General features: G+C 37.8%; 19 protein-coding genes and 1 pseudogene. 15 read left to right on the forward strand and 5 right to left on the reverse strand.

Going from position 1 to position 19,529, the window contains the following annotated elements; all coding sequences use genetic code 11:
• Positions 1–54: 54 nt before the first annotated feature.
• From B7E05_RS04810 to B7E05_RS04860, 13 genes and pseudogenes are all read left to right on the forward strand, one after another.
• Positions 55–501 (forward strand): tripartite tricarboxylate transporter TctB family protein, encoded by a 447-nt coding sequence (locus B7E05_RS04810; protein ID WP_080872936.1) that lies wholly within the window; start codon positions 55–57, stop codon positions 499–501.
• A 15-nt stretch (positions 502–516) separates the two neighbouring features.
• Positions 517–2,010, forward strand: a complete 1,494-nt coding sequence (locus B7E05_RS04815; protein ID WP_143833173.1) for a tripartite tricarboxylate transporter permease — start codon at positions 517–519, stop codon at positions 2,008–2,010.
• 2 nt (positions 2,011–2,012) lie between these two features.
• A complete protein-coding gene (locus B7E05_RS04820) occupies positions 2,013–2,801 on the forward strand; it encodes an SDR family oxidoreductase (RefSeq protein WP_080872940.1) in 789 nt (262 codons plus the stop codon).
• Between the two features lie 57 nt (positions 2,802–2,858).
• A complete protein-coding gene (locus B7E05_RS04825) occupies positions 2,859–3,518 on the forward strand; it encodes a GntR family transcriptional regulator (protein ID WP_080872941.1) in 660 nt (219 codons plus the stop codon).
• Positions 3,519–3,774: 256 nt separating this feature from the next.
• Positions 3,775–5,181: an FAD-binding oxidoreductase gene (locus tag B7E05_RS04830; protein ID WP_080872943.1), complete on the forward strand. Its 1,407-nt coding sequence runs from the start codon at positions 3,775–3,777 to the stop codon at positions 5,179–5,181.
• Entirely contained in the window at positions 5,174–6,454 is a 1,281-nt protein-coding gene (locus B7E05_RS04835) for a (Fe-S)-binding protein (protein ID WP_080872944.1), read from the forward strand. The genes B7E05_RS04830 and B7E05_RS04835 overlap by 8 nt, the downstream gene beginning before the upstream one ends.
• 141 nt (positions 6,455–6,595) lie before the next feature.
• Positions 6,596–7,354: a glucose 1-dehydrogenase gene (locus tag B7E05_RS04840; protein ID WP_179134615.1), complete on the forward strand. Its 759-nt coding sequence runs from the start codon at positions 6,596–6,598 to the stop codon at positions 7,352–7,354.
• A 53-nt stretch (positions 7,355–7,407) separates the two neighbouring features.
• Positions 7,408–8,409: a zinc-dependent alcohol dehydrogenase gene (locus B7E05_RS04845; protein WP_080872948.1), complete on the forward strand. Its 1,002-nt coding sequence runs from the start codon at positions 7,408–7,410 to the stop codon at positions 8,407–8,409.
• Positions 8,410–8,892: 483 nt separating this feature from the next.
• The gene (locus B7E05_RS21870) at positions 8,893–9,036 is read left to right on the forward strand and encodes a lmo0937 family membrane protein (RefSeq protein WP_143833174.1); all 144 of its coding nucleotides are present in this window, start codon (positions 8,893–8,895) and stop codon (positions 9,034–9,036) included.
• Positions 9,037–9,318: 282 nt separating this feature from the next.
• Positions 9,319–10,107, forward strand: a complete 789-nt coding sequence (locus B7E05_RS04850; RefSeq protein WP_080872950.1) for an SDR family oxidoreductase — start codon at positions 9,319–9,321, stop codon at positions 10,105–10,107.
• Positions 10,108–11,499: 1,392 nt separating this feature from the next.
• Positions 11,500–11,586 (forward strand): annotated as a pseudogene (locus tag B7E05_RS22650) (SEC-C metal-binding domain-containing protein); the annotation flags it as partial.
• A gap of 414 nt (positions 11,587–12,000) precedes the next feature.
• Positions 12,001–12,165 carry a hypothetical protein gene (locus B7E05_RS22045; protein WP_179134466.1) on the forward strand — a complete coding sequence of 55 codons (165 nt, stop codon included), beginning with the start codon at positions 12,001–12,003 and terminating at the stop codon, positions 12,163–12,165.
• Between the two features lie 114 nt (positions 12,166–12,279).
• Positions 12,280–12,579: a helix-turn-helix domain-containing protein gene (locus B7E05_RS04860; protein WP_080872951.1), complete on the forward strand. Its 300-nt coding sequence runs from the start codon at positions 12,280–12,282 to the stop codon at positions 12,577–12,579.
• Positions 12,580–12,727: 148 nt separating this feature from the next.
• Here B7E05_RS04860 and B7E05_RS04865 read toward each other — a convergent pair whose 3' ends face one another.
• From B7E05_RS04865 to B7E05_RS04880, 4 genes are all read right to left on the reverse strand, one after another.
• A complete protein-coding gene (locus B7E05_RS04865) occupies positions 12,728–13,474 on the reverse strand; it encodes an SDR family NAD(P)-dependent oxidoreductase (RefSeq protein WP_080872952.1) in 747 nt (248 codons plus the stop codon).
• Positions 13,475–13,575: 101 nt separating this feature from the next.
• A complete protein-coding gene (locus B7E05_RS04870) occupies positions 13,576–13,947 on the reverse strand; it encodes a nuclear transport factor 2 family protein (RefSeq protein ID WP_143833175.1) in 372 nt (123 codons plus the stop codon).
• Between the two features lie 63 nt (positions 13,948–14,010).
• Entirely contained in the window at positions 14,011–14,766 is a 756-nt protein-coding gene (locus tag B7E05_RS04875; protein ID WP_080872954.1) for an SDR family NAD(P)-dependent oxidoreductase, read from the reverse strand.
• Between the two features lie 6 nt (positions 14,767–14,772).
• Positions 14,773–15,171 carry a MarR family winged helix-turn-helix transcriptional regulator gene (locus tag B7E05_RS04880; RefSeq protein ID WP_080872955.1) on the reverse strand — a complete coding sequence of 133 codons (399 nt, stop codon included), beginning with the start codon at positions 15,169–15,171 and terminating at the stop codon, positions 14,773–14,775.
• 348 nt (positions 15,172–15,519) lie between these two features.
• Here B7E05_RS04880 and B7E05_RS04885 point away from each other — a divergent pair, with 348 nt between their 5' ends.
• Both B7E05_RS04885 and B7E05_RS04890 read left to right on the forward strand, forming a co-directional pair.
• A complete protein-coding gene (locus B7E05_RS04885; protein ID WP_080872956.1) occupies positions 15,520–17,403 on the forward strand; it encodes a YecA family protein in 1,884 nt (627 codons plus the stop codon).
• A 183-nt stretch (positions 17,404–17,586) separates the two neighbouring features.
• Positions 17,587–18,714 carry an NAD(P)/FAD-dependent oxidoreductase gene (locus B7E05_RS04890; RefSeq protein ID WP_080872958.1) on the forward strand — a complete coding sequence of 376 codons (1,128 nt, stop codon included), beginning with the start codon at positions 17,587–17,589 and terminating at the stop codon, positions 18,712–18,714.
• Between the two features lie 82 nt (positions 18,715–18,796).
• Here the strand turns inward: B7E05_RS04890 and B7E05_RS04895 are convergent, their stop codons facing one another.
• Entirely contained in the window at positions 18,797–19,513 is a 717-nt protein-coding gene (locus B7E05_RS04895) for a DUF6612 family protein (RefSeq protein WP_080872959.1), read from the reverse strand.
• Between the last annotated feature and the right edge of the window lie 16 nt (positions 19,514–19,529).

Below are 19,529 nucleotides of genomic sequence, written 5' to 3' on the forward strand. Positions count from 1 at the left end.
AAGAGCAAGTGTTGCAACAGCCTTGCTCTTCTTTTAAAGAAAAGGGGAATCAGAATGAGATTAGGAGATCGCATTACTGGAATTTTTGTGATTATTATCGGCAGTTTTGTTTGGATATATAGTCATAATAATTTAACGAATCCAGCTATAGATGATGTGGATGCTTCTTTTTTTCCAAAGGTAATTGGAGGTTTACTCATTATAACAGGTGTTGTGCTGATGATTAAAACAATCCTGAAAAACAAAAAGAAAACAGACCAAAAATTAGTTCTATATATGAAGGAACTGATTATGATTATTGCTTATGCGCTATACATATTCTTAGTTCCTGTTTTGGGGTTTATTATTACTTCACCTTTACTAATAATCGGTCTAGCCTTTTATTTAGGTTCTAAAAAAATTGTTATGAATGTCATGGTTGGTGTGCTGGTAACAGCAGGCATATATTTTTTCTTCCAAGAGTTGTTAAGTGTTCCTTTACCCAGAGGAAGGCTATTTTAGAAAGGAGGGGAAATAATGGAACTATTAGGAGAAGGACTTTTGAATGTACTGGAGCCGACTGTTTTTATTGTGATCGTGCTTGGTATCCTGGTAGGGATGTTTATTGGTGCCATTCCTGGATTAACAGCGACAATGGGCGTAGCCGTTATGCTGCCGGTGACTTTTGGTATGGAACCGTTATCCGGATTATTATTGCTGATTGGTGTTTATTTTGGAGGGATTTATGGAGGATCCCTGACCGCTATATTGTTGAGAACGCCCGGAACACCATCTTCTGCAGCCACAGTTATAGATGGTTATCCAATGACCCAGAGAGGAGAGGGAGACAGGGCCTTGATTATTGCTCTGGTAGCATCTTTTGTGGGAGGGATAATTGGAGTATTGGTATTAATATTTATCTCTCCACAAATAGCAAAATTTGCACTTGAATTCAGATCTCCCGAAACTTTTGGTCTTGCTGTATTCGGTCTATCTATCATCGCAAGTGTTTCTGGCAAATCGATACTTAAAGGGATTATTGCAGCACTTATAGGGCTATTCATTGCATCAGTCGGTTTAGATCCGGTGACGGCACAGTCCAGATTTACTTTCGGTTCTACTAATCTATCTGGAGGGATTGAATTAATACCTGCTTTAATTGGGCTTTTTGCAGCAGCTGAAGCATTTCGGATGATTCATGAGGAAAAGAAAATGGCGATACCTCAAGTTAAATATAGTCATTTGTTCAGGCACATTTTTGATACATTCAGGGGATGGGTGAATCTTATTCGGTCTTCTCTTATTGGTGTTTTTATTGGCATTATACCTGGAGCCGGGGCAGATATTGCTTCTTTCGTTTCATACAATGAAGCGAAAAGATGGACGAGAAGAAAATCAACGTATGATTTTGGAGAAGGAAAAGAAGAAGGTGTTGCTGCTCCAGAATCTGCTAATAACGGTTTGACAGCAGGTGCATTTGTACCATTATTGACACTTGGGATTCCAGGGGATGCTGTGGCAGCAGTTATGTTGGGAGCTCTTATAATACAAGGAGTTCGACCCGGCCCACAGATTTTTGAAACCAATGGGGAGCTGGTATACTCCATATTTTCAGGGATGCTAGTAAGTTACCTTATTCTGTTTATAGTTGGTTTGATTTGCATTAAATATTTTGTGAAAATATTAGATGTGCCCAAGATACTATTAGCACCAATTGTCCTTACCATTTGTGTTGTAGGAGCTTTTGCTGTTAACAATAACTATTTCGATGTCTACGTTATGTTAGCAACTGCTATTTTAGGGTACTTTTTAATAAAACTTGAAATTCCGGTCTCACCGATTATTATTGCATTAATACTTGGACCAATGGCCGAAAGAGAGTTTCGACGCGCTTTGGTTGTGTCAGATGGAAGCTATACTATTTTTCTGCAGAGTCCGATAGCATTAACGTTAATTATTTTAGCAGCGTTATCTTTCTTTTTGCCAATTTTACAAAAGTATATAAAAAATAAAAAAGAAGGGAGAAGGTAACCATGGATCTAAAATTAAAAAATAAAAAAGTACTCGTTTTGGCTTCCAGCAGAGGTATTGGGAAGGAAGTTGCCAATAAGTACGCCGAGGAAGGCGCATCGGTTATCATTACAGGGAGAAATGAAGATGTGTTAAAGAAAACTGCTAATGAAATAAATCAGAAGATGGCTGGTGAAGTAACACCGTATGTTACGGATGTTACGAAAAAGAAAGATATCAATAGATTGTTTGGTTTTGTAAGGGAACATTTTGGTATACTTGATGTATTGGTAAGTAATGCAGGGGGACCGCCAATAATTGATTTTGAAATGAGTGATGAAGCGGACTGGTATGATGCATTTGAATTGACATTGATGAGCTCTGTACGATCCATCCAAAGAGCTATTCCTTTAATGAAAGAAAATGGTCAGGGGAGAATTGTCTACATTGCATCCAGCTCTATTAAAGAACCTATCAGTGAACTGTTACTTTCCAATATCTTTCGAAGCGGAGTGCAAGCACTTTGCAAATCTTTAGCCAAAGATTATGCAAAAGATCATATTTTAATTAATGTTGTTGGGCCAGGTAAAATAAAGACCGATAGATTGATAAGCATTGATCAGAAAAATGCGGAGAAACACCATGTAGAATTAGAAACTTGGCAGGATAATATTCAAAAGTCCATTCCCATTGGCCGGTATGGCACGCCAGATGAATTTGCAGATGCAACTGTGTTTCTGGGTTCCTATAGAAATACGTATATTACCGGGCAGACCATGCTGATTGATGGAGGGATGGTGAATGCTTATTGACTGTACAAGTTCTAAGATATGTATGGAATAATAAAAAAGACAGTCAGGTGAGAAAATATGTCAAAAGGTATAAAAATAGATACAACCAGTTTGAGTGATAAGATTTATAATTATTTACTGCATCGAATTGTTAATAATGAATTAGAGCCGGGTACAAGAATCGAATATGATGAATTAATAGAGAGTCTAAATGTCAGCCGAACGCCTTTAAGAGAGGCAATTAATCGTCTGAGTGATGACGGCCTGGTAGAAATTAAACCGCGGTCCGGGACATTTGTAAAAGTTCCGGAAAAAAAAGGTATTGAGAATGTTTATGATATTCGAATTGCTTTAGAGGATTTATCTGTTGAGTTAGCTATGAATAAGATACCGGATGAAGTTATTAAGGCATTGAGAGATGAGACGATTCAAGCGGAAAAAGCATTGGAAAAAGGGGATGTAGAGGTTTTTTTTCAATCAGATAGAAATCTCCACAGTACATTAATAGAATATGCAGATAACGATATTTTGACAGATTTCTGGAAGACTATTGAAGCACAAATTCAATGGTATGGAGTGATAATGACGGTTGATTCTCATCGTCCGGTCCGAGCAATTGAATCACATAAAAAGATAATCAACAGTTTGTCAGAAAGAAACGAAAACGAATGCAAAAAATATATGCGTGAACATATTATAGATATTAAAACAAATATGCTTCATGAAAACTTCTCGTAATCGATAGGAGTATGCTGAAGTGGAAATGAAGAATATGGAGTAGAAAATAAGTTGAATATTAGATAGAAGTTTTTCCTATCTCATTTCTGAAAAATAACACGTTTAAAATATCAAAATGAAAAGAAGCTTTTGAATGAAAGGATAGGTATTCCTCTCGTAATTGGAATTTAAAAACAGTTAATGATAAAAGTCATGCACTTCGATTCAATAAACAGGTGCTAAAGCTAACTATCAATAGAATATAGGTGGTTCAAAGATGAAAGATAACATAGCAACAAAGTTATATGACATAGTGGGCGATCGCCTATTGACTGATATGGATGATCGTGTTTCTTATGGCTATGATGGCTCTTTTGGACAATATATACCGGATTATGTTGTACAGGCTATGTCAACAGAAGAAGTACAAAAAGTAGTTCAATTGGCTGCTGCGTACGATATTCCACTTTATCCTCGTGGAGCGAGTACAAGCCTTTCTGGCGGGCCGTTACCGGTACATGCCGGTATAGTCATAGACTTTTCGCAATGGGACCATTACTTGGAAATTTTTCCGGATGATTTATTGATTAAGGCTAGCCCAGGGGTGAAAACAGGAGATATTCATCAACTGGCAGAAGAACATAATTTAATGTATGCTCCGGACCCATCGTCTTCCTCGATCTGTACAATTGGAGGAAATTTAGCCGAAAATGCGGGCGGCCCCCGTGGTGTGAAGTATGGAGTGACCAAAGATTATGTGTTGGGACTAGAAGTAGTTACAGCAGAAGGGAAAATTATACGGACAGGAGGCAACACGGTTAAAAATGTAACCGGATACGACTTAACCAAGTTGTTAATTGGTTCAGAGGGGGCACTCGGTATAATAACCGAGGCAACACTGCGGTTGATTCCAAAACCATTGGCTACCAAAACGGCAATGATTTTGTTTGACGATTTATATACCGCAGGAAAATCCATTTCCCGCATATTAACATCTGGGGTAAGACCATCAAAAATGGAAATTTTGGATAACAATGCAATCAATAAAGTCGAAGATTATGCCAATCTTCAATTACCCAGAACTGCTGCGGCTATTCTGCTTGTTGAAGTGGATGGCGATCCAGGTGTACTGCAGAAAGAGTTAAATGTAATTCAAGAAGCCCTCCAGGAAATCGGGGTAGACCATATTCAAATTGCGAAAACGAAAGAAGAAGAGTCTAAACTTTGGCGAGTAAGAAAATTGGTTTCCCCGGCAATTGTCCAGAGTGGCTATACTAAAATATCAGAGGATGCTACCGTACCGCTCAGTAAGATACCTGCTATGTTTCGAAAAATTGATGAAATCAAAGCAAAATATCAACTGAATATCGTGGTATTTGGCCATGCAGGTGACGGAAACCTTCATCCAACTATCAATACCAACATGAGGGATGCAGAAGAGGTCTCCCGAGTAGAGGATGCAGTAGAAGAAATATTCCATTACGCCATTGAACTGGGGGGAACATTATCGGGTGAACATGGAATCGGTACAATGAAGAAACCATTCTTTCCCCAGGAAGTGGGAGAGGACGGTATGTTATTTCAAAAGGCTATCAAACAAGCACTTGATCCCCAGAATATCCTGAACCCAGGAAAAATATTCCCGGAAGCGGGAGAGAAAAGGTTAGTGTTAAAAAATGACTGAATCATTGATAGAAAAGCTGGATTATCAGGCTACTTTTGACTGCGTTCAGTGCGGGTATTGTTTACCAGCATGTCCAACTTATCTGGCTTTTGAAAAAGAAAAACATTCACCGAGAGGGCGCATCAATTTAGTAAAGATGGCTGCTGAAGGAAAAATTGCTATCGAAGACATGCAAGAAGGAATTGAACTCTGTTTGGGGTGCAGAGCCTGTGAAACGGTATGTCCGACCAATGTCCGTTATGGAGATATATTGATGTCAGCAGTTGAAGTATTAAAAGAGAACAAGAAGATGAGTGTCTTTGAAAAAGGGATAAGGACAGTTGCTTTTAAGGTAGTTTTAAAAAATAAACAAGTTTTGAGATTGGTAAACAAAGGGCTATATGCTTATCAAGTGATAGGAGTCAAACGCGCAATAAATAATCGGAATCTTCTAAAGCCGATGAAAAAATATCGAGATCTTAATAAAGCAATGCCAGAAGTACGTCTGAGTAAACGATTACAGCCCGTGTCGAACCCTTTTCGAAAAAAACATATTCAAGTTGGATTTTTTCAAGGGTGTATTATGGACATTTTTTTCAGTCGTATCAATGACTTAGCTGTTCAAATTTTAACTAGTCATGATATGGAAGTAACCAATATTCCGTCACAGACATGCTGTGGAGCATTGCAGCATCATGCTGGAGAACATGACCAGACGGTAGAACTGGCGAAGAAAAATATCGAAGCCTATGAAGCATACAACTTTGATTATATTGTGAATACCATAGGCGGTTGCGGTGCAACTTTAAAAGAATACCCCAAATTGTTTCAGGAAGGAACAGAATGGCACGAACGGGCAATAAAATTTACGGATAAAGTCAGAGATATTGCTGAGTTGATGGCGATGGTTGATTTGAAATTTCAGCATGAAGTTCCTGTGAATGCAGTATTTCAGCCGTCCTGTCATTTAGAAAATGTACAAAAAGTGTTTGATGATCCGCTAAAAATTATTCGTAGTATCCCCGGCCTAAACTATATTGAATTAAAAGATAAAGCACTTTGCTGTGGGTCAGCAGGAGTTTATAATATTGTACATTTTAATGAATCAATGCAAATTTTAAATATGAAAATGAAAAATGTAAAAGTTGTAAGCCCAGATACAATTATTACTTCCAATCCTGGTTGCCATATTCAAATGCAGTTAGGTGTAGAAAGAGAAGGACTGGCTGATCAGATTGCTGTAAAACATATTGTGGAAGTAGTTGCAGAAGCGTGCGGTATTGAACTTCTTTAAGTTAATCAGATATATTACGTATTAGATATAAGGGAAGCTGCTGGTTTTATATAGATGGGGTCCTAATTAAACGATGATTTTCTATTTGCCCGTTATAAATCGGCACTTGTAAGCTATGTTCATAAAAAGAGGGTGTAATTGATAGTGGATTTATTTGATTTAAACGGTAAAACAGCAATCGTTACGGGTGGAACTAGAGGAATCGGGAAATTTATTGCTATTGGACTGGCTGAAGCAGGTGCAGATATTGTCTTGCTTCAAAGAAATGTAAATGACACTGGCACAAAGGAAGCAATTGAAAGTACAGGAAAAAAAGCATTTATTGTTGAAAGTGATATGAGCAATTTAAAGCAAATCAGAAGAGTAGTCGCAAATATTATTCATGAATATGGGGAAATTCATATACTCGTTAACTCTGCAGGAATTCAGAGAAGGTCTCCTGCAGTAGATTTTTCAGAAAAAGATTGGGATGAAGTTATTGATATAAATTTAAAATCTGTATGGATTTTATGTCAGGAAATTGGTAAGCATATGGTAGAAAATCGAGAAGGAAAAATTATTAATATTGCTTCTTTAACTTCTTTTCAAGGGGGCGTTTTTATACCTGCATATGCATCAGCAAAAGGAGCAATCGCTCAATTAACTAAAGCATTATCAAATGAATGGGCAAAATATAATGTCAATGTGAATGCAATCGCACCGGGGTATATTGAAACAGATTTGAATACAGCACTATTGAATGACTCGGATCGTAGTAAGCAGATCTTGGATAGAATTCCTGCTGAGAGGTGGGGACACCCAGAAGACTTTAAAGGGAGCGCTATATTTCTGGCTTCTGATTCATCCAAGTACGTACACGGGCATATTTTGCTAGTAGATGGAGGTTGGATGGGCAGATAAGCAGCTTTATAATAATTTATTTTTAAAGTCAAAAAGTATAAGCAGGTGATGGAATGAAGGCAGCCATTTACACAAATCCGGAAACGTTAAAAATCACTGAAATTCCAATCCCAAAGATAGAAACAGGTGAGCTTCTTATTAAAGTGAAGAATGTAGGAATCTGTGGTTCAGATATAGGGATATATAAAGGCATGCATCCCCGTGCTCAAGCTCCACTAATATTAGGCCATGAATTTAGCGGTATTGTAGCGGATTGTCATGCACATTCTTCGTTTATAAAAGGAGAAAAAGTTACCGTAAATCCACTTATCTATTGTAATGCGTGTGAATCTTGTATGACTGGAAATAAACATATTTGCGAAACATTAAAGCTGACCGGTATAGATGCCAATGGCGGTTTAGCTGATTATGTAAAAGTAGCTGAAGAACAAGTCGTTCCTCTGCCGGGAAAAATGACATTTGAGCAAGGAGCACTAGTAGAACCGGTTGCTGTTGGCGTACATGCAGTGAGAAAGGCAGACCTGAAACTTGGCGATGATGTTTTAGTTTTAGGTGGTGGACCTATTGGAGTTATTACTGCATTATGTGCAAAAATAAATGGTGCAAAAAACATTTATGTCACAGAAATAAGTAAAGAACGAAGAGAATTTATAGAAAAAATAGGTTTTACCGCGATAAATCCACGTGAAAATTTGGAAGAATCTTTCATGCATTTAAATAAAAGAAAAGCTGATATTGTTTTTGAAGTGGCAGGTGTGGAGAAAACAATATCAGATGCAATAAATCTAGTGAAAAATGCTGGAAAAATCATTGTAGTTAGCGTTTTTAAAAATCCAGCATTAGTAGATTTGCAACAAGTTAACTTTAGAGAAGTTTCGCTGATTGGTACAAGAGTTTATTCTGATATGGATTTTAAAATTGCTGTTAAATTAATTGATGAAAATCATATATTTAATCATGTTATAACACATCAATTTGAATTAGATGAAGTTCAAGCAGGGATAGATTCTATGTTACATCAGTCGGATTCTTTAAAAGTGATGATTCAGGTTTAGCAATGAATCATCGTAAATAGGGATTGTAAAATGAGTATAAGGATGACTAGAACATTTATTCATTCAATAAATGTTAAACACGAGGACGGGATGGACATCAATCAAAGTGAAAAATAAAAGGGGAAAGAGTGCTCGAGAAAGATGTATGGTATTAAATAGAATAGGGAACTCCCATGCATTATATTAGTTAAAATGCATGGGAGTTTTTGCATGAGATAAGGATGAGGTTTACCATTCAAGGAGATATTCCTCTGTGATGGAATTAGATGTTTCATCAATCAAGCTTGTAGTGTACTGTTTATCCAATAATGAACCTTTAAACCATGACTTTCAATTGGAAAAATCTTAATAGAGAATTAAATAAATATAGAGTTATAAATGCTATACATCATTTATAACAATACAGCTACTAAGTAGAGCTTTGGTTTACCAAAAATGAGAAAAGGGAATGGTTACGAAAAGAAGAAAGAAGGAGGCCAGACTATGCTTTGGACTATTTTCGTGATTATTTTAGTACTTTGGTTACTGGGTTTTATTGGAGATATCGCAGGAAACCTTGTGCATATCTTATTAGTTGTAGCTTTAGTGATTTTAATTTATCGATTGATAACTGGTCGTAAATCATAGACAGGCTGGATACAGATATCATGATTCATATGAAATGGTTCAGTGACAGGAGTGGTTCATCGTTTATTTCATGTAAATGTTTGGTGAATATAAGCCGCTCCTACATATAAAGATGTATAAAACATTGTAAAAGGCCCTCTCCTGATAAGTATGCTAACGCCTATATCGGAAAGGTTTAGTGTTATTTCTTTTGTTAATAAGTATGTTTTAGAAAAACAATTCTCCTATCTCTAATCCCCTTATGCTATATTATCCATAACACTAAAAAAGGAGTGACCAATAATGGATTTAAAACTCACAAACAAAAAAGTACTCGTGTTAGCTTCCAGCAAAGGCATTGGTAGAGAAATTGCTCATAAGTATGCGGAAGAAGGTGCTTCTGTCATTATTACTGGAAGAACGGAGGATACGTTGAAACGTACTGCAGCGGATATTTCCAATCAGACAGGGAGTGAAGTGGTTCCGTTTGTCACAGATGTGTCCAAAAAGGAAGACATAAATCGTTTATTTTCATTTGTGAAGGAACAGTTCGGGGTGCTTGATGTATTAGTAAGCAATGCAGGTGGTCCGCCGGTGATTGATTTTGAAAACAGTGAAGAAGCAGATTGGTATGATGCATTTGAGCTAACGTTAATGAGCTCGGTTCGTGCCTTTCAAGCAGCGCTTCCTTTAATGAAGAAAAATGGGCAGGGGAGAATGATCTATATTGCTTCTACTTCCATTAAACAACCAATCAGTGAGTTGTTGCTTTCCAATATATTTAGAAGTGGTGTGCAGGCACTTTGCAAGTCGCTGGCAGCGGATTATGCAGCGGATGATATATTAATCAATATTGTCGGACCAGGGAAAATTGATACGGACAGATTAAGAGGACTTGATCAAAAAAATGCAGCACAGAATGAGGTAGCTTTAGAAGAATGGCAAAAGAATGTTCAGCAGTCCATTCCTATTGGCCGTTATGGTACGCCGGAGGAATTCGCGGAGGCTGCAGTGTTTTTGGGATCTTACCGGAATACGTATATTACTGGACAAACGCTGCTGATTGATGGCGGATTGGTGAAGGCTTATTAATGAAATGAAGGATATAGTTCGTTCGAGTGCGCAAATAGATGGTAGAATAATAGATATCATCTATATTTCGGAGGGGATAGAATGAGCTCTGATAGCTTCACTGAAAATGAGATTTCAGAAGAAGTATATTTCGAAAATCTGAAAAAGACGCTCGCTGCGTTTGCAGCAGACTTGTCAGAAAAACAGGGACTTAAATCAAATACGGTCAATCGTCATGTTGCCCGTCTCGGATTCTTCGCTGAAAGCTTTTTATATCATAAGGATATAGAAATACAGCATCTGCTCGCAGAGGATATGGTAGATTTTCTGGGAGAATATTATATTCGAAAAGTGCTTAGCAGTAATAAAAGTGATGTTTCTCCTTATTTGACGACATTTAAAAAGTTTGCCAAGTTTGCGTATGAGCATGAATATATAGATAAAGAAAATTTCGATGAGATTAAAATGGTCTGTAAACAAAAGGACTACTTCCGACATCGTTTCGACACGTATTTTTCATCAGATGACTTGGAAGAGTGGTTCTTTGATAATAATTTATATGCGTATCTGGAAGAACAAGAAGAAGCAGATTATTTTCCAGATGATGGTGAGGAAGCATTTCATGTGGATGCACACTTTGTACAGATGTTAGAGGAGAAAAATTTGGAAACTCCAACCGCTGTATTGGCTTTTTCAGCTTTTCTTGAAAAAATTCAAAATGAAGGCAGTTTAAAACTGACAAAAGCGAGACAGCATATTACACGGAATTTCTGGAAGGAATTGGACCAGCTGCTCGACCTGCAATTATTTCATAAACCGACCTTAAACCAGGAGGATATAGGGTTATACCATTACTTTTATCTGTTAGGAAAACAATTAAAGCTGTATCGGATAAGCCGGATAAGCGGGGATAAACTCATCCCAATGAAACAGTTAGCATCTTTTCAGAAATTGTCCACGATGGAAAAATACGTTTTAATGATGGACGGTTTATGGAATCAGCTATCCTGGCGTGATATTCAGCCGTCAAGTGCGGGGGGACGAATTGAAGTAACGCAAGGGGGACGTTCTAAATTGGCTGGAACCCTTTCCCAATTTCCTATTGGGAAGGAAGTCTATCTTAGAGATAGCAGGCTTGGTTTAACCTTAATTCAGCAAACATTCTTAGGAGGACTTGGAGGTTCCCTGGATCATTTTTTCAAGTATATTATGCCGATTCTGGAATTCTTTGATGTATTTCAACTTGGATATGAATGGATAGAAAAAAAGCATTTTAGTGATTATGAATTGATTTCTGTTGAATTGAAGGAGACAGGGTTTGTCACGTTCAATCAACTGAAAAAGATGGGGAATGTATTACCCGAAAGTGCACCATCCGACATGATATCGGATTTTTTCATACAAATGGCAAATCAGCCTGTTGTCAAAAATGAAAAGGTTGGACGCAATGATCCGTGCCCGTGTGGAAGTGGCAAGAAATATAAGCGTTGCTGTATGTAAGAATAGGAATGAAAGCTGTTTGGCAGTTTTACGATAAATGATAAAATAATCCACCTTATCTGTTTAAACAGATAAGGTGGGTTATTTTATGGTTCTGCACTGTGGAAAAATTAAAAATATCAATGCCAAAAATAAATTGAAATAAATATGTTTTTGACATTTAGAATGATTTTCCCCAATAAAATAAAGAAATAAGCTATATAAAACAATGAATTGTAAAGTAAATAATATCTGAAAAATAAATTTTGTAATTTTGATAGAAGTAAATATATACCGTAGAATATTTTTTATTAATAGAAACTATGAATAGGCTGATTAAATGCGAAAGGGAAAGATTTTAACATTATTGATACCTTAATATTATCTAGAAGGAGGTTCTGATAACACAAAAGTATCAAATGAGGAGTTATCATGATGAAGATTCATTATTACAGAGATGGCAGTGGACGGCAGCCGGTTTACGAAGGCTTTAAAAGCATTCAAAAAAAGGTCCGGATAACATGGCGTAAATTCTACCAACTTCAAATTATGTTGAAAGAAAACGGGAAAGTGATACATTCTGGGGAACTGCAAGTATGAATCAGGAATGTTTAGTGTTTGAGAAGGTTTTTAAAACTCAAATAACATGTATAACTCTCTTTGAGTAAATGTATTTTTTATAAAATATAAGTATTATCTAAAGAGGTGATTTTAATGAGCAACTTTGAAAATGTTCGAAAAGATGTAGCAAAAGATGATCCGGAATTATTTATCGTATTAGAAGTTGTAGGTAAATTGACAGCTGCAAGAGCTAGAAAAGGGCTGTCTCAACGAGAACTGTCAAGGCTATCCCATGTTCCTCAAAAAACAATTAGCCGGATGGAAAATGGGAAAGACGTACCGAAGCTGACAACTTTATTAAAAATAGGCCATGTTCTTGGATTAGAATTATCGCTTGTAGAAAAACATACTGATGATGAACAGGCCGCATCCATATCATTTTCTACAAACTAAAAAGAAGGCTTAAGTGGTATGGTTACGTTCTTTTTGTTCTTTGTGGCATTGTAAGATAAATGAATAACTATACAAAATCCCCTTTTTCATGATAAATAAGAAAAAAAGGGGATTTTATATTTATTTATAGCAAGACTGCCTTGTCCGATTAAAGAGCAGTCCAGCCGCCATCAATCACAAGTTCAGCTCCGGTCATAAATCGGGATTCATCGGATGCCAGGAACAGCACGCCGTATGCTACATCATCCGGATTTCCGAAGTAAGGAAGCTGTGTGAACGTTTTGTAGTATGGTGTTGCATCTGCAAAGGTATCTGCAGTCATTGGTGTTTCAATGATTCCTGGATGGACGGAATTGACACGGATTTTATCTTTACCATAATCGACAGCTGCTGATTTGGATAAGGAACGTAAAGCCCCTTTTGCAGCAGTGTATGGGCTTGTTCCGGCCATACCTACCAGTCCGCCAATGGAAGAAATGTTGATGACAGAACCGCTTCCGTTTTTTTGCATTTCTGGAATTGCATATTTCATTCCAATCACACAGCCGTTCAGGTCAATATCCAGAATTTTATTCCATTCGTTCATTTCCATTTGTGCAATGGTTTTTGGACTGGAAACACCAGCATTGTTGACAAGGACATCGATTTTACCATATTGGTCAACTGTTTTCTGAATCACTTGTTTCCATTCTTCCTCAGAAGTTACATTGTGTTTCAAACCAATAGCCTCTCCGCCGTTTTCTTTAATGTCATTCACTACCTCTTGTAGCGTATCTTCTACAATATCTGTTGCAACGACCTTTGCCCCTTCTTTTGCAAAAATCTTTACTTCTGCAGCTCCCATTCCAAGTGCTGCGCCAGTGATGATAGCTACTTTACCTGTTAAACGTCCCATGATAATCATCCTTTTCAAATTTGTATTTTATTTAATCATCTTGTTTATGAACAAGATGTACGAAAATAATTAAACACTGCAAGTACGAAAAACTGACTCAACTAAAGCTGCTGAATATCATCCGGTCCCCAATAAGCGTGCATCGTAGCAATTTTACCTTCCGAATCAAAAGTCATCACATCTGTAACATCGATTCGTACAGGGTGACCTTCTTTCTCAGTATGGACAGCGAAGGTAATTGCTGCAGCGTTACTGTAAGAACCACGAGGCGCCGCTAATAGTTCCAAATTGGCGCCGGACATGCTTTCATTGTAGAATGCTTCTACTTCTTTACGTCCAATTTTAGCTGGCGAACTAAAAGGATCTTCTACACTTACTTCATCTGAAAATAATGCCATCAGGCGGTCGATATCGTTCGCATTGAACGCATCAACATACTCCTGTAATGCATTTTTCATTGTTAAGCTATCCATCCATCATACGCTCCTTTATTTCACGTGTCCTTTGACTATACCCGTTATTGAGAGAAGTATTCCTTATAGCGTTAAACCGCCATCAACAGCTAGAACGGAACCGGTCATATAACTTGCGCCAGGGGAAGCCAGGAAAGCAACAACATTAGCGACTTCATCAGGTTCGGACATGCGCCCGATAACTGGATAATCAATTTTTGGTGTGTTTCCGGTTTCTTCCCATGTTTTCTGGAAGCCCGCTACTAAGTTCGTTTCTACGCCGCCTGGGCAGATAACGTTAACACGGATTCCTTTATCGGCATATTCTTTTGCAGCTGATTTGGTAATACCTACAACGGCATGTTTGCTGGCAGAATAAACAGCTAAGCTATGTTCCACGCGCAGTCCGGAGCTTGATGAAGTATTGATAATGACACCGGAACCTTGTTTTTCCATTACTTGGATTACATACTTCATACCCAAAAATACGCCTTTAAAGTTAACAGAAACGACACGATCGTATTCTTCATCAGGTATATCTGCTAATAAATAAGGTTTTTGGATGACGCCAGCATTGTTGAAGAAGACATCAATGCGGCCATAATTTTCAACAGCGGTATTGACATAATTTTGTACGTCTTCGCTTTTGGAAACATCCGCTTTAACAAAGATTCCTTCCCCGCCTTGTTCCTCAACAAGGCGTCGTGTTTCTTCACCTGTTTGTTCATTAAAGTCTACTAAGACCAATTTCATGCCCATTTCAGCCAGCTTTAGGCTTGTAGCACGTCCCATACCGCTGCCGGCACCTGTAATAACTGCGATTTGTTCTGATTCAGACATCGTCAATCACTCCTTATCCAATTTATATTCTTTTAGGTTGTCTACCATCTTTTTATAATATCCATGAAGATCACTTAATTCATCATTCGAAAAATCTTTCCATAATGAATCAGTCAACGCAAAATACTTTTCATTAATTTGATCGAGCACCTCGGATCCCAGGGGCGTGATTTGCATCAGGGTTATCCGGCGATCTTTTTCAGAAGGTTTTCGTTCAATATAACCTTTCTGGACCAGCTTATTCGTAAGGTTTGTAACAGCAGGTAAACTGATACCAAGCCTTTCTGATAACTCTGAGCTTTTTTTAGCACCATCACCTGTTAAAATTTCCAAAATATATACTTGCGATCCGGATATATCACTATCAAGTATTTTTCCATAAGCAACAATGAATTTGTGAACCATAATAGAAAGCAGTTTAGAAAGTTCCTGTTTGTCTTCTTGATTAATAAGTTGATCCCTCCGATACTTAAAAGTACTAATAGTTAAAAGTATTAACTATTTATATTTCAAGTGTATGCTTGGTTTATTATATTGTCAAAGATTTGCATTTTTATGTAGGGGGCAGGAAGAGAGGTTAAAATACATAAAGTCAGGAAATACCCTTTTAACCAAAAAACAGAGGGAGGTCCCCTTATTCAACTACAAAAAACCCATTTTCCCTCACCAGTTTAAAATTTCAACAAATATGAAAAACCATGATAAAATAAAGAATACATGTAAAAGAATCCGGATAAAGAAAGGAGCATCGGCATGGCAGTGAAACGAAATGATCCATGTCCATGCGGCAGCGGGAAAAAATATAAAAAATGTTGTATGGCTAAGGATAATTTAACTGAGTTGAAAGTGGTAAAAGAAGATCGATTTTTTCAGCTGAAAGAAGTATTGGTCGGTAAGCTGGATGACTTTATTTATAGTAAAATATCACAAAGCGCATATTTTCCGTTAGAATCACAATTTAAAAAAAGAACAAAGCATATGTTTGATGAATCAGGCCGAGGATTATTCCATTTTTGGTTATACTTCTTTCACCGTTATGAAAATGGGTTACGTGGAATTGAATGGTTTGTATCTGAGATGAAAGATCGATTAAAATCGGAAGAAAAAACAATGGCGGAGCGCTGGGCAACGCTAAGTCCTCAATTTGTACAAGCTGTTGATCAAACAGATGAATATGTTGTTTTTGAAGACTATTTTACGAAGCAGACGTATCATATGCCAAATACAAAAGAACATTTCCCGGAGGTACTGCCTTGGATGGGGACGATTGGTTTATTAGAACCGATTAATGATGTCTATTATTTTAATGGCATGAGGAGCATGCATAATCCAAAAGAATACGAGAAGCAAATTGCATACGTAGAGACGATTGCGAGGGAGAAACAACTTGATCATGATAAAGTGATGATTGACTATTACCCTGAAATTTTGGTGGCGCCTTATGAAGAGAAGGAAGAACGGAAAAAGGATGAAAAAGAGGTTACTTTCTTTACGTATACATTTGATTTAGCTCATCCAAAACGTGCAGAGGTGTTTCTTTATAATGACGTGGACCTGGATATCAAAGAGTGGACTGCTCAACATAAACTGCTGGGCTGGGTGGGTAAAATTCAAAATTATAAGGATAGTGAATTAGCAGAAGATATCACGATTAAATCATTACAAGCAACTTTAGAGATAGAAGATAATCAACTTACTTTCGAAACAACTTCCTTAGAATGTCTACGTCAATTTTTACAAAAAATAGTAACAGTAAGCGATGCATTTATTCTTGTCAATGATTATGAAGAAACGCACAGACTTCCGAAAACGGTTGAAGTAACACAGACAGTAGTTGAAACAGGCGAGAATGTGCCTGACTATTTTACTGCCTATGCTTCGATGCGTATACAGACAAGCATGGACATGCCTATACCGGAATATAATCATCAATCTATTCGCCAATTAATGGACAAAGGAGAAAGCCAATTAGTTGAAACCTATCTAAAAAATGCAGAGTTTCATGAAAACCGTTTTGTAATGCAGAAGTATTCAGACGTCAAAATAAGTCCTGATTTTAATACAGAGCGTAAAGAACTTGGTCTTCCATTATCTCCATTTGTAACAGGTGGAGAGGAGCGTTCTACTTCTGTTCAAACAGTTCTGAAAGCGAAAAATCGGGAAACCGTTGTCTTAGAAAAAGATATTCCGATGTATGACAGGTTGGGTTTCTCACGAGAGACAATCGATGCTTTTTATACGAACGATATGACTCGTTTTTATCAGGAGAAGACAGAAGGAAAGTCAAAATCTACCGAGCGAAAGTATCGAAATAGCCTGTATGATATTCGAGAAATAATGGAAAGAAAAAACATTCACAGCTGGGAAGAATGTGGTCCTGATTTTTGGGAAAACTTGCTTACGAAAGATATCTACGAGCTTTTTGGCGGTCAAATGTATGTCAGCAATACGCAGTATAAAGAATTAGTGACTACTGTTAAAGCATTTGTGAAATGGCTGTCGAAAGAAGGAAAAATGCGTTATGCAAATGATATTTTACAGGCTGTTTGGAGATGTGAAGAAAAACGAAAAAACATTGAATCTACCATGCAGGTTGTAGATGCGATGCAGCGGATGAAAAAGGATTTAGGAAAATAGCTTATGGTGATAAGGAAAGACAAACGCATCTTTTAACTGGTATCAGGTAAGGGATGGGGTTGTCTTTAGAATAAATAATCCATTCAGATACATATATTTTGAAATATAACCTGATATACTTCATTACGCAGAAAATAATGTGAATGAAATGGTTTATCTATACTGGAGAGGAGGAGGAGGAAAATGAAAGTCATTGTTGTCGGAACTGGAATTGTGGGTGCCAGCGCAGCATACTATCTGGTGAAACAAGGTGTTGAGGTTATCATGGTAGACCGTCCAGAAGATGGAAAAGCGACTTCTGCAGGTGCTGGTATTATTTGTCCTTGGATTTCTCGTGTGGAAAATCCGCATTGGTACGTTATTGCGAAAAGAGGTGCCCTGTATTACCCGGAATTGATTGCACAATTAAAGTCGGATGGCGAAACAGATACGGGTTATAAGCAGGTTGGTGCGATCAGTGTGAGTAATGATCCGGCTGAATTAGACGAAATGGAGCGTCGAGTTCGTGAAAAGCAATTAAAAGCTCCTGAACTTGGAGAAATTAAGCGATTAAACCATACAGAAGCGAAGAATAAATTCCCTGCATTATCTGATGATTTAGAAGGCGTTTATGTTTCTGGGGCTGCCCGAATGGATGGCAGATTGATGCGGGAATCTTTAAAACGTGCTGCTGTAAAAAATGGTGCACGATTGATAGAGGGAGAAGCTGCTCTTACTGCAACAGACCAAAAAGTAACCGGTGTTCATGTAGATGGACAAGATATAACAGCAGATCATGTGTTATTAGCAACTGGAGCATGGGCATCGGAACAAATGAAGCCATTAGGATTGGATTTGGCGATTGAACCGCAGCGGGGGCAAATTGCTCACATTTCTCTTCCAGAACAGGATACGGCAGATTGGCCGGTAGTTTTGCCGCAGACCAGTCACTATATGCTGGCATTTGATGACTCCAGGATTGTTGCAGGAGCGACGAGAGAGGAAGGTTCTGGGTTTGACTATCGTTTAACAGCTGGCGGTGTTCATCAGGTTTTGGAGGCTGCCCTGGATGTGGCTTCCGGGTTAGAGGAAGGTACGCTGAAAGAAGTCCGGATTGGATTTCGCCCAATGAGTCCAGATAAGTTGCCGTTGATTGGAGCGATTGATGACAGAGAGGGTCTTTATATCGCAAATGGTCTCGGGCCTTCGGGGTTAACAATGGGGCCATATGCAGGCAAATTAGCAGCAAAGCAGATATTAAATGAAAAAATGGAACTCGACATGACTCCCTACCGCCCTGATCGGGCAATTTCGAAATTTGCAGGGAACTGATGAAACATGAAAGAACCTCTTTGAAAGTTTATATACTTTTCCAAGAGGTTCTTCTTTACTGAAAATGGATCATTACAGGATGTTACGAAGAAGCAGCTTCTTCGATGACTTCCTCAGGTATTTCCAATTCATCAACATCATTTATATCGTCATAATCAACAAGGATATTGATATCGACATTTCCTGTTTCATTTTCAACAGAGAGATTATACTCTACATGTTCAATATTGAAATCAGACTTGTTTACTTCAAAGGAAAAGTCCAAAGACATGTCCTCATCAGCGATATCAGAACCTCCTATAAGTATGTTGAATGGGCCTTCAAATGCCTCGTAGATGTCACGTTCAAATCCTTCATAATGAAAGGTGTAGGTATTACCTTCCGGATCAAATGCAGCGTAATCAATAACATTTTCCAGCACAGCAACAACATCTCTATAAGAAGGGTTGAATAATGCTTCGTCAGCTTCTGCCTCTCGTTCTACCCATGGGCTATCTGCTTCTTGCGTATATATTTCGTCGTCAACACGATATGTATCAATGGACGTTTCTTCTCCATCTGTTTCCGTCGTAGAAACCTGGTGTTTTGAAGCCGGCTCTTCGGTCAAAGAAACTTCCGTATTGTAGTTTACCGTGCTTGTCACATCGGATGTATTAATATTAAACTCTGCGCTGTATTGGTTCACGTCGTGATGTGAATTCAATACGTTATCTGTTACTTCTTCCTCACTTGCATCCTGGGAACAGGCGACTAAAAAGAGAGACAAAGAAATAACGAGCCAAACGAATAACTTTTTCACATTTTCACCACCTTAC

Source organism: Oceanobacillus timonensis (assembly GCF_900166635.1).
Lineage (GTDB): Bacteria > Bacillota > Bacilli > Bacillales > Amphibacillaceae > Oceanobacillus > Oceanobacillus timonensis.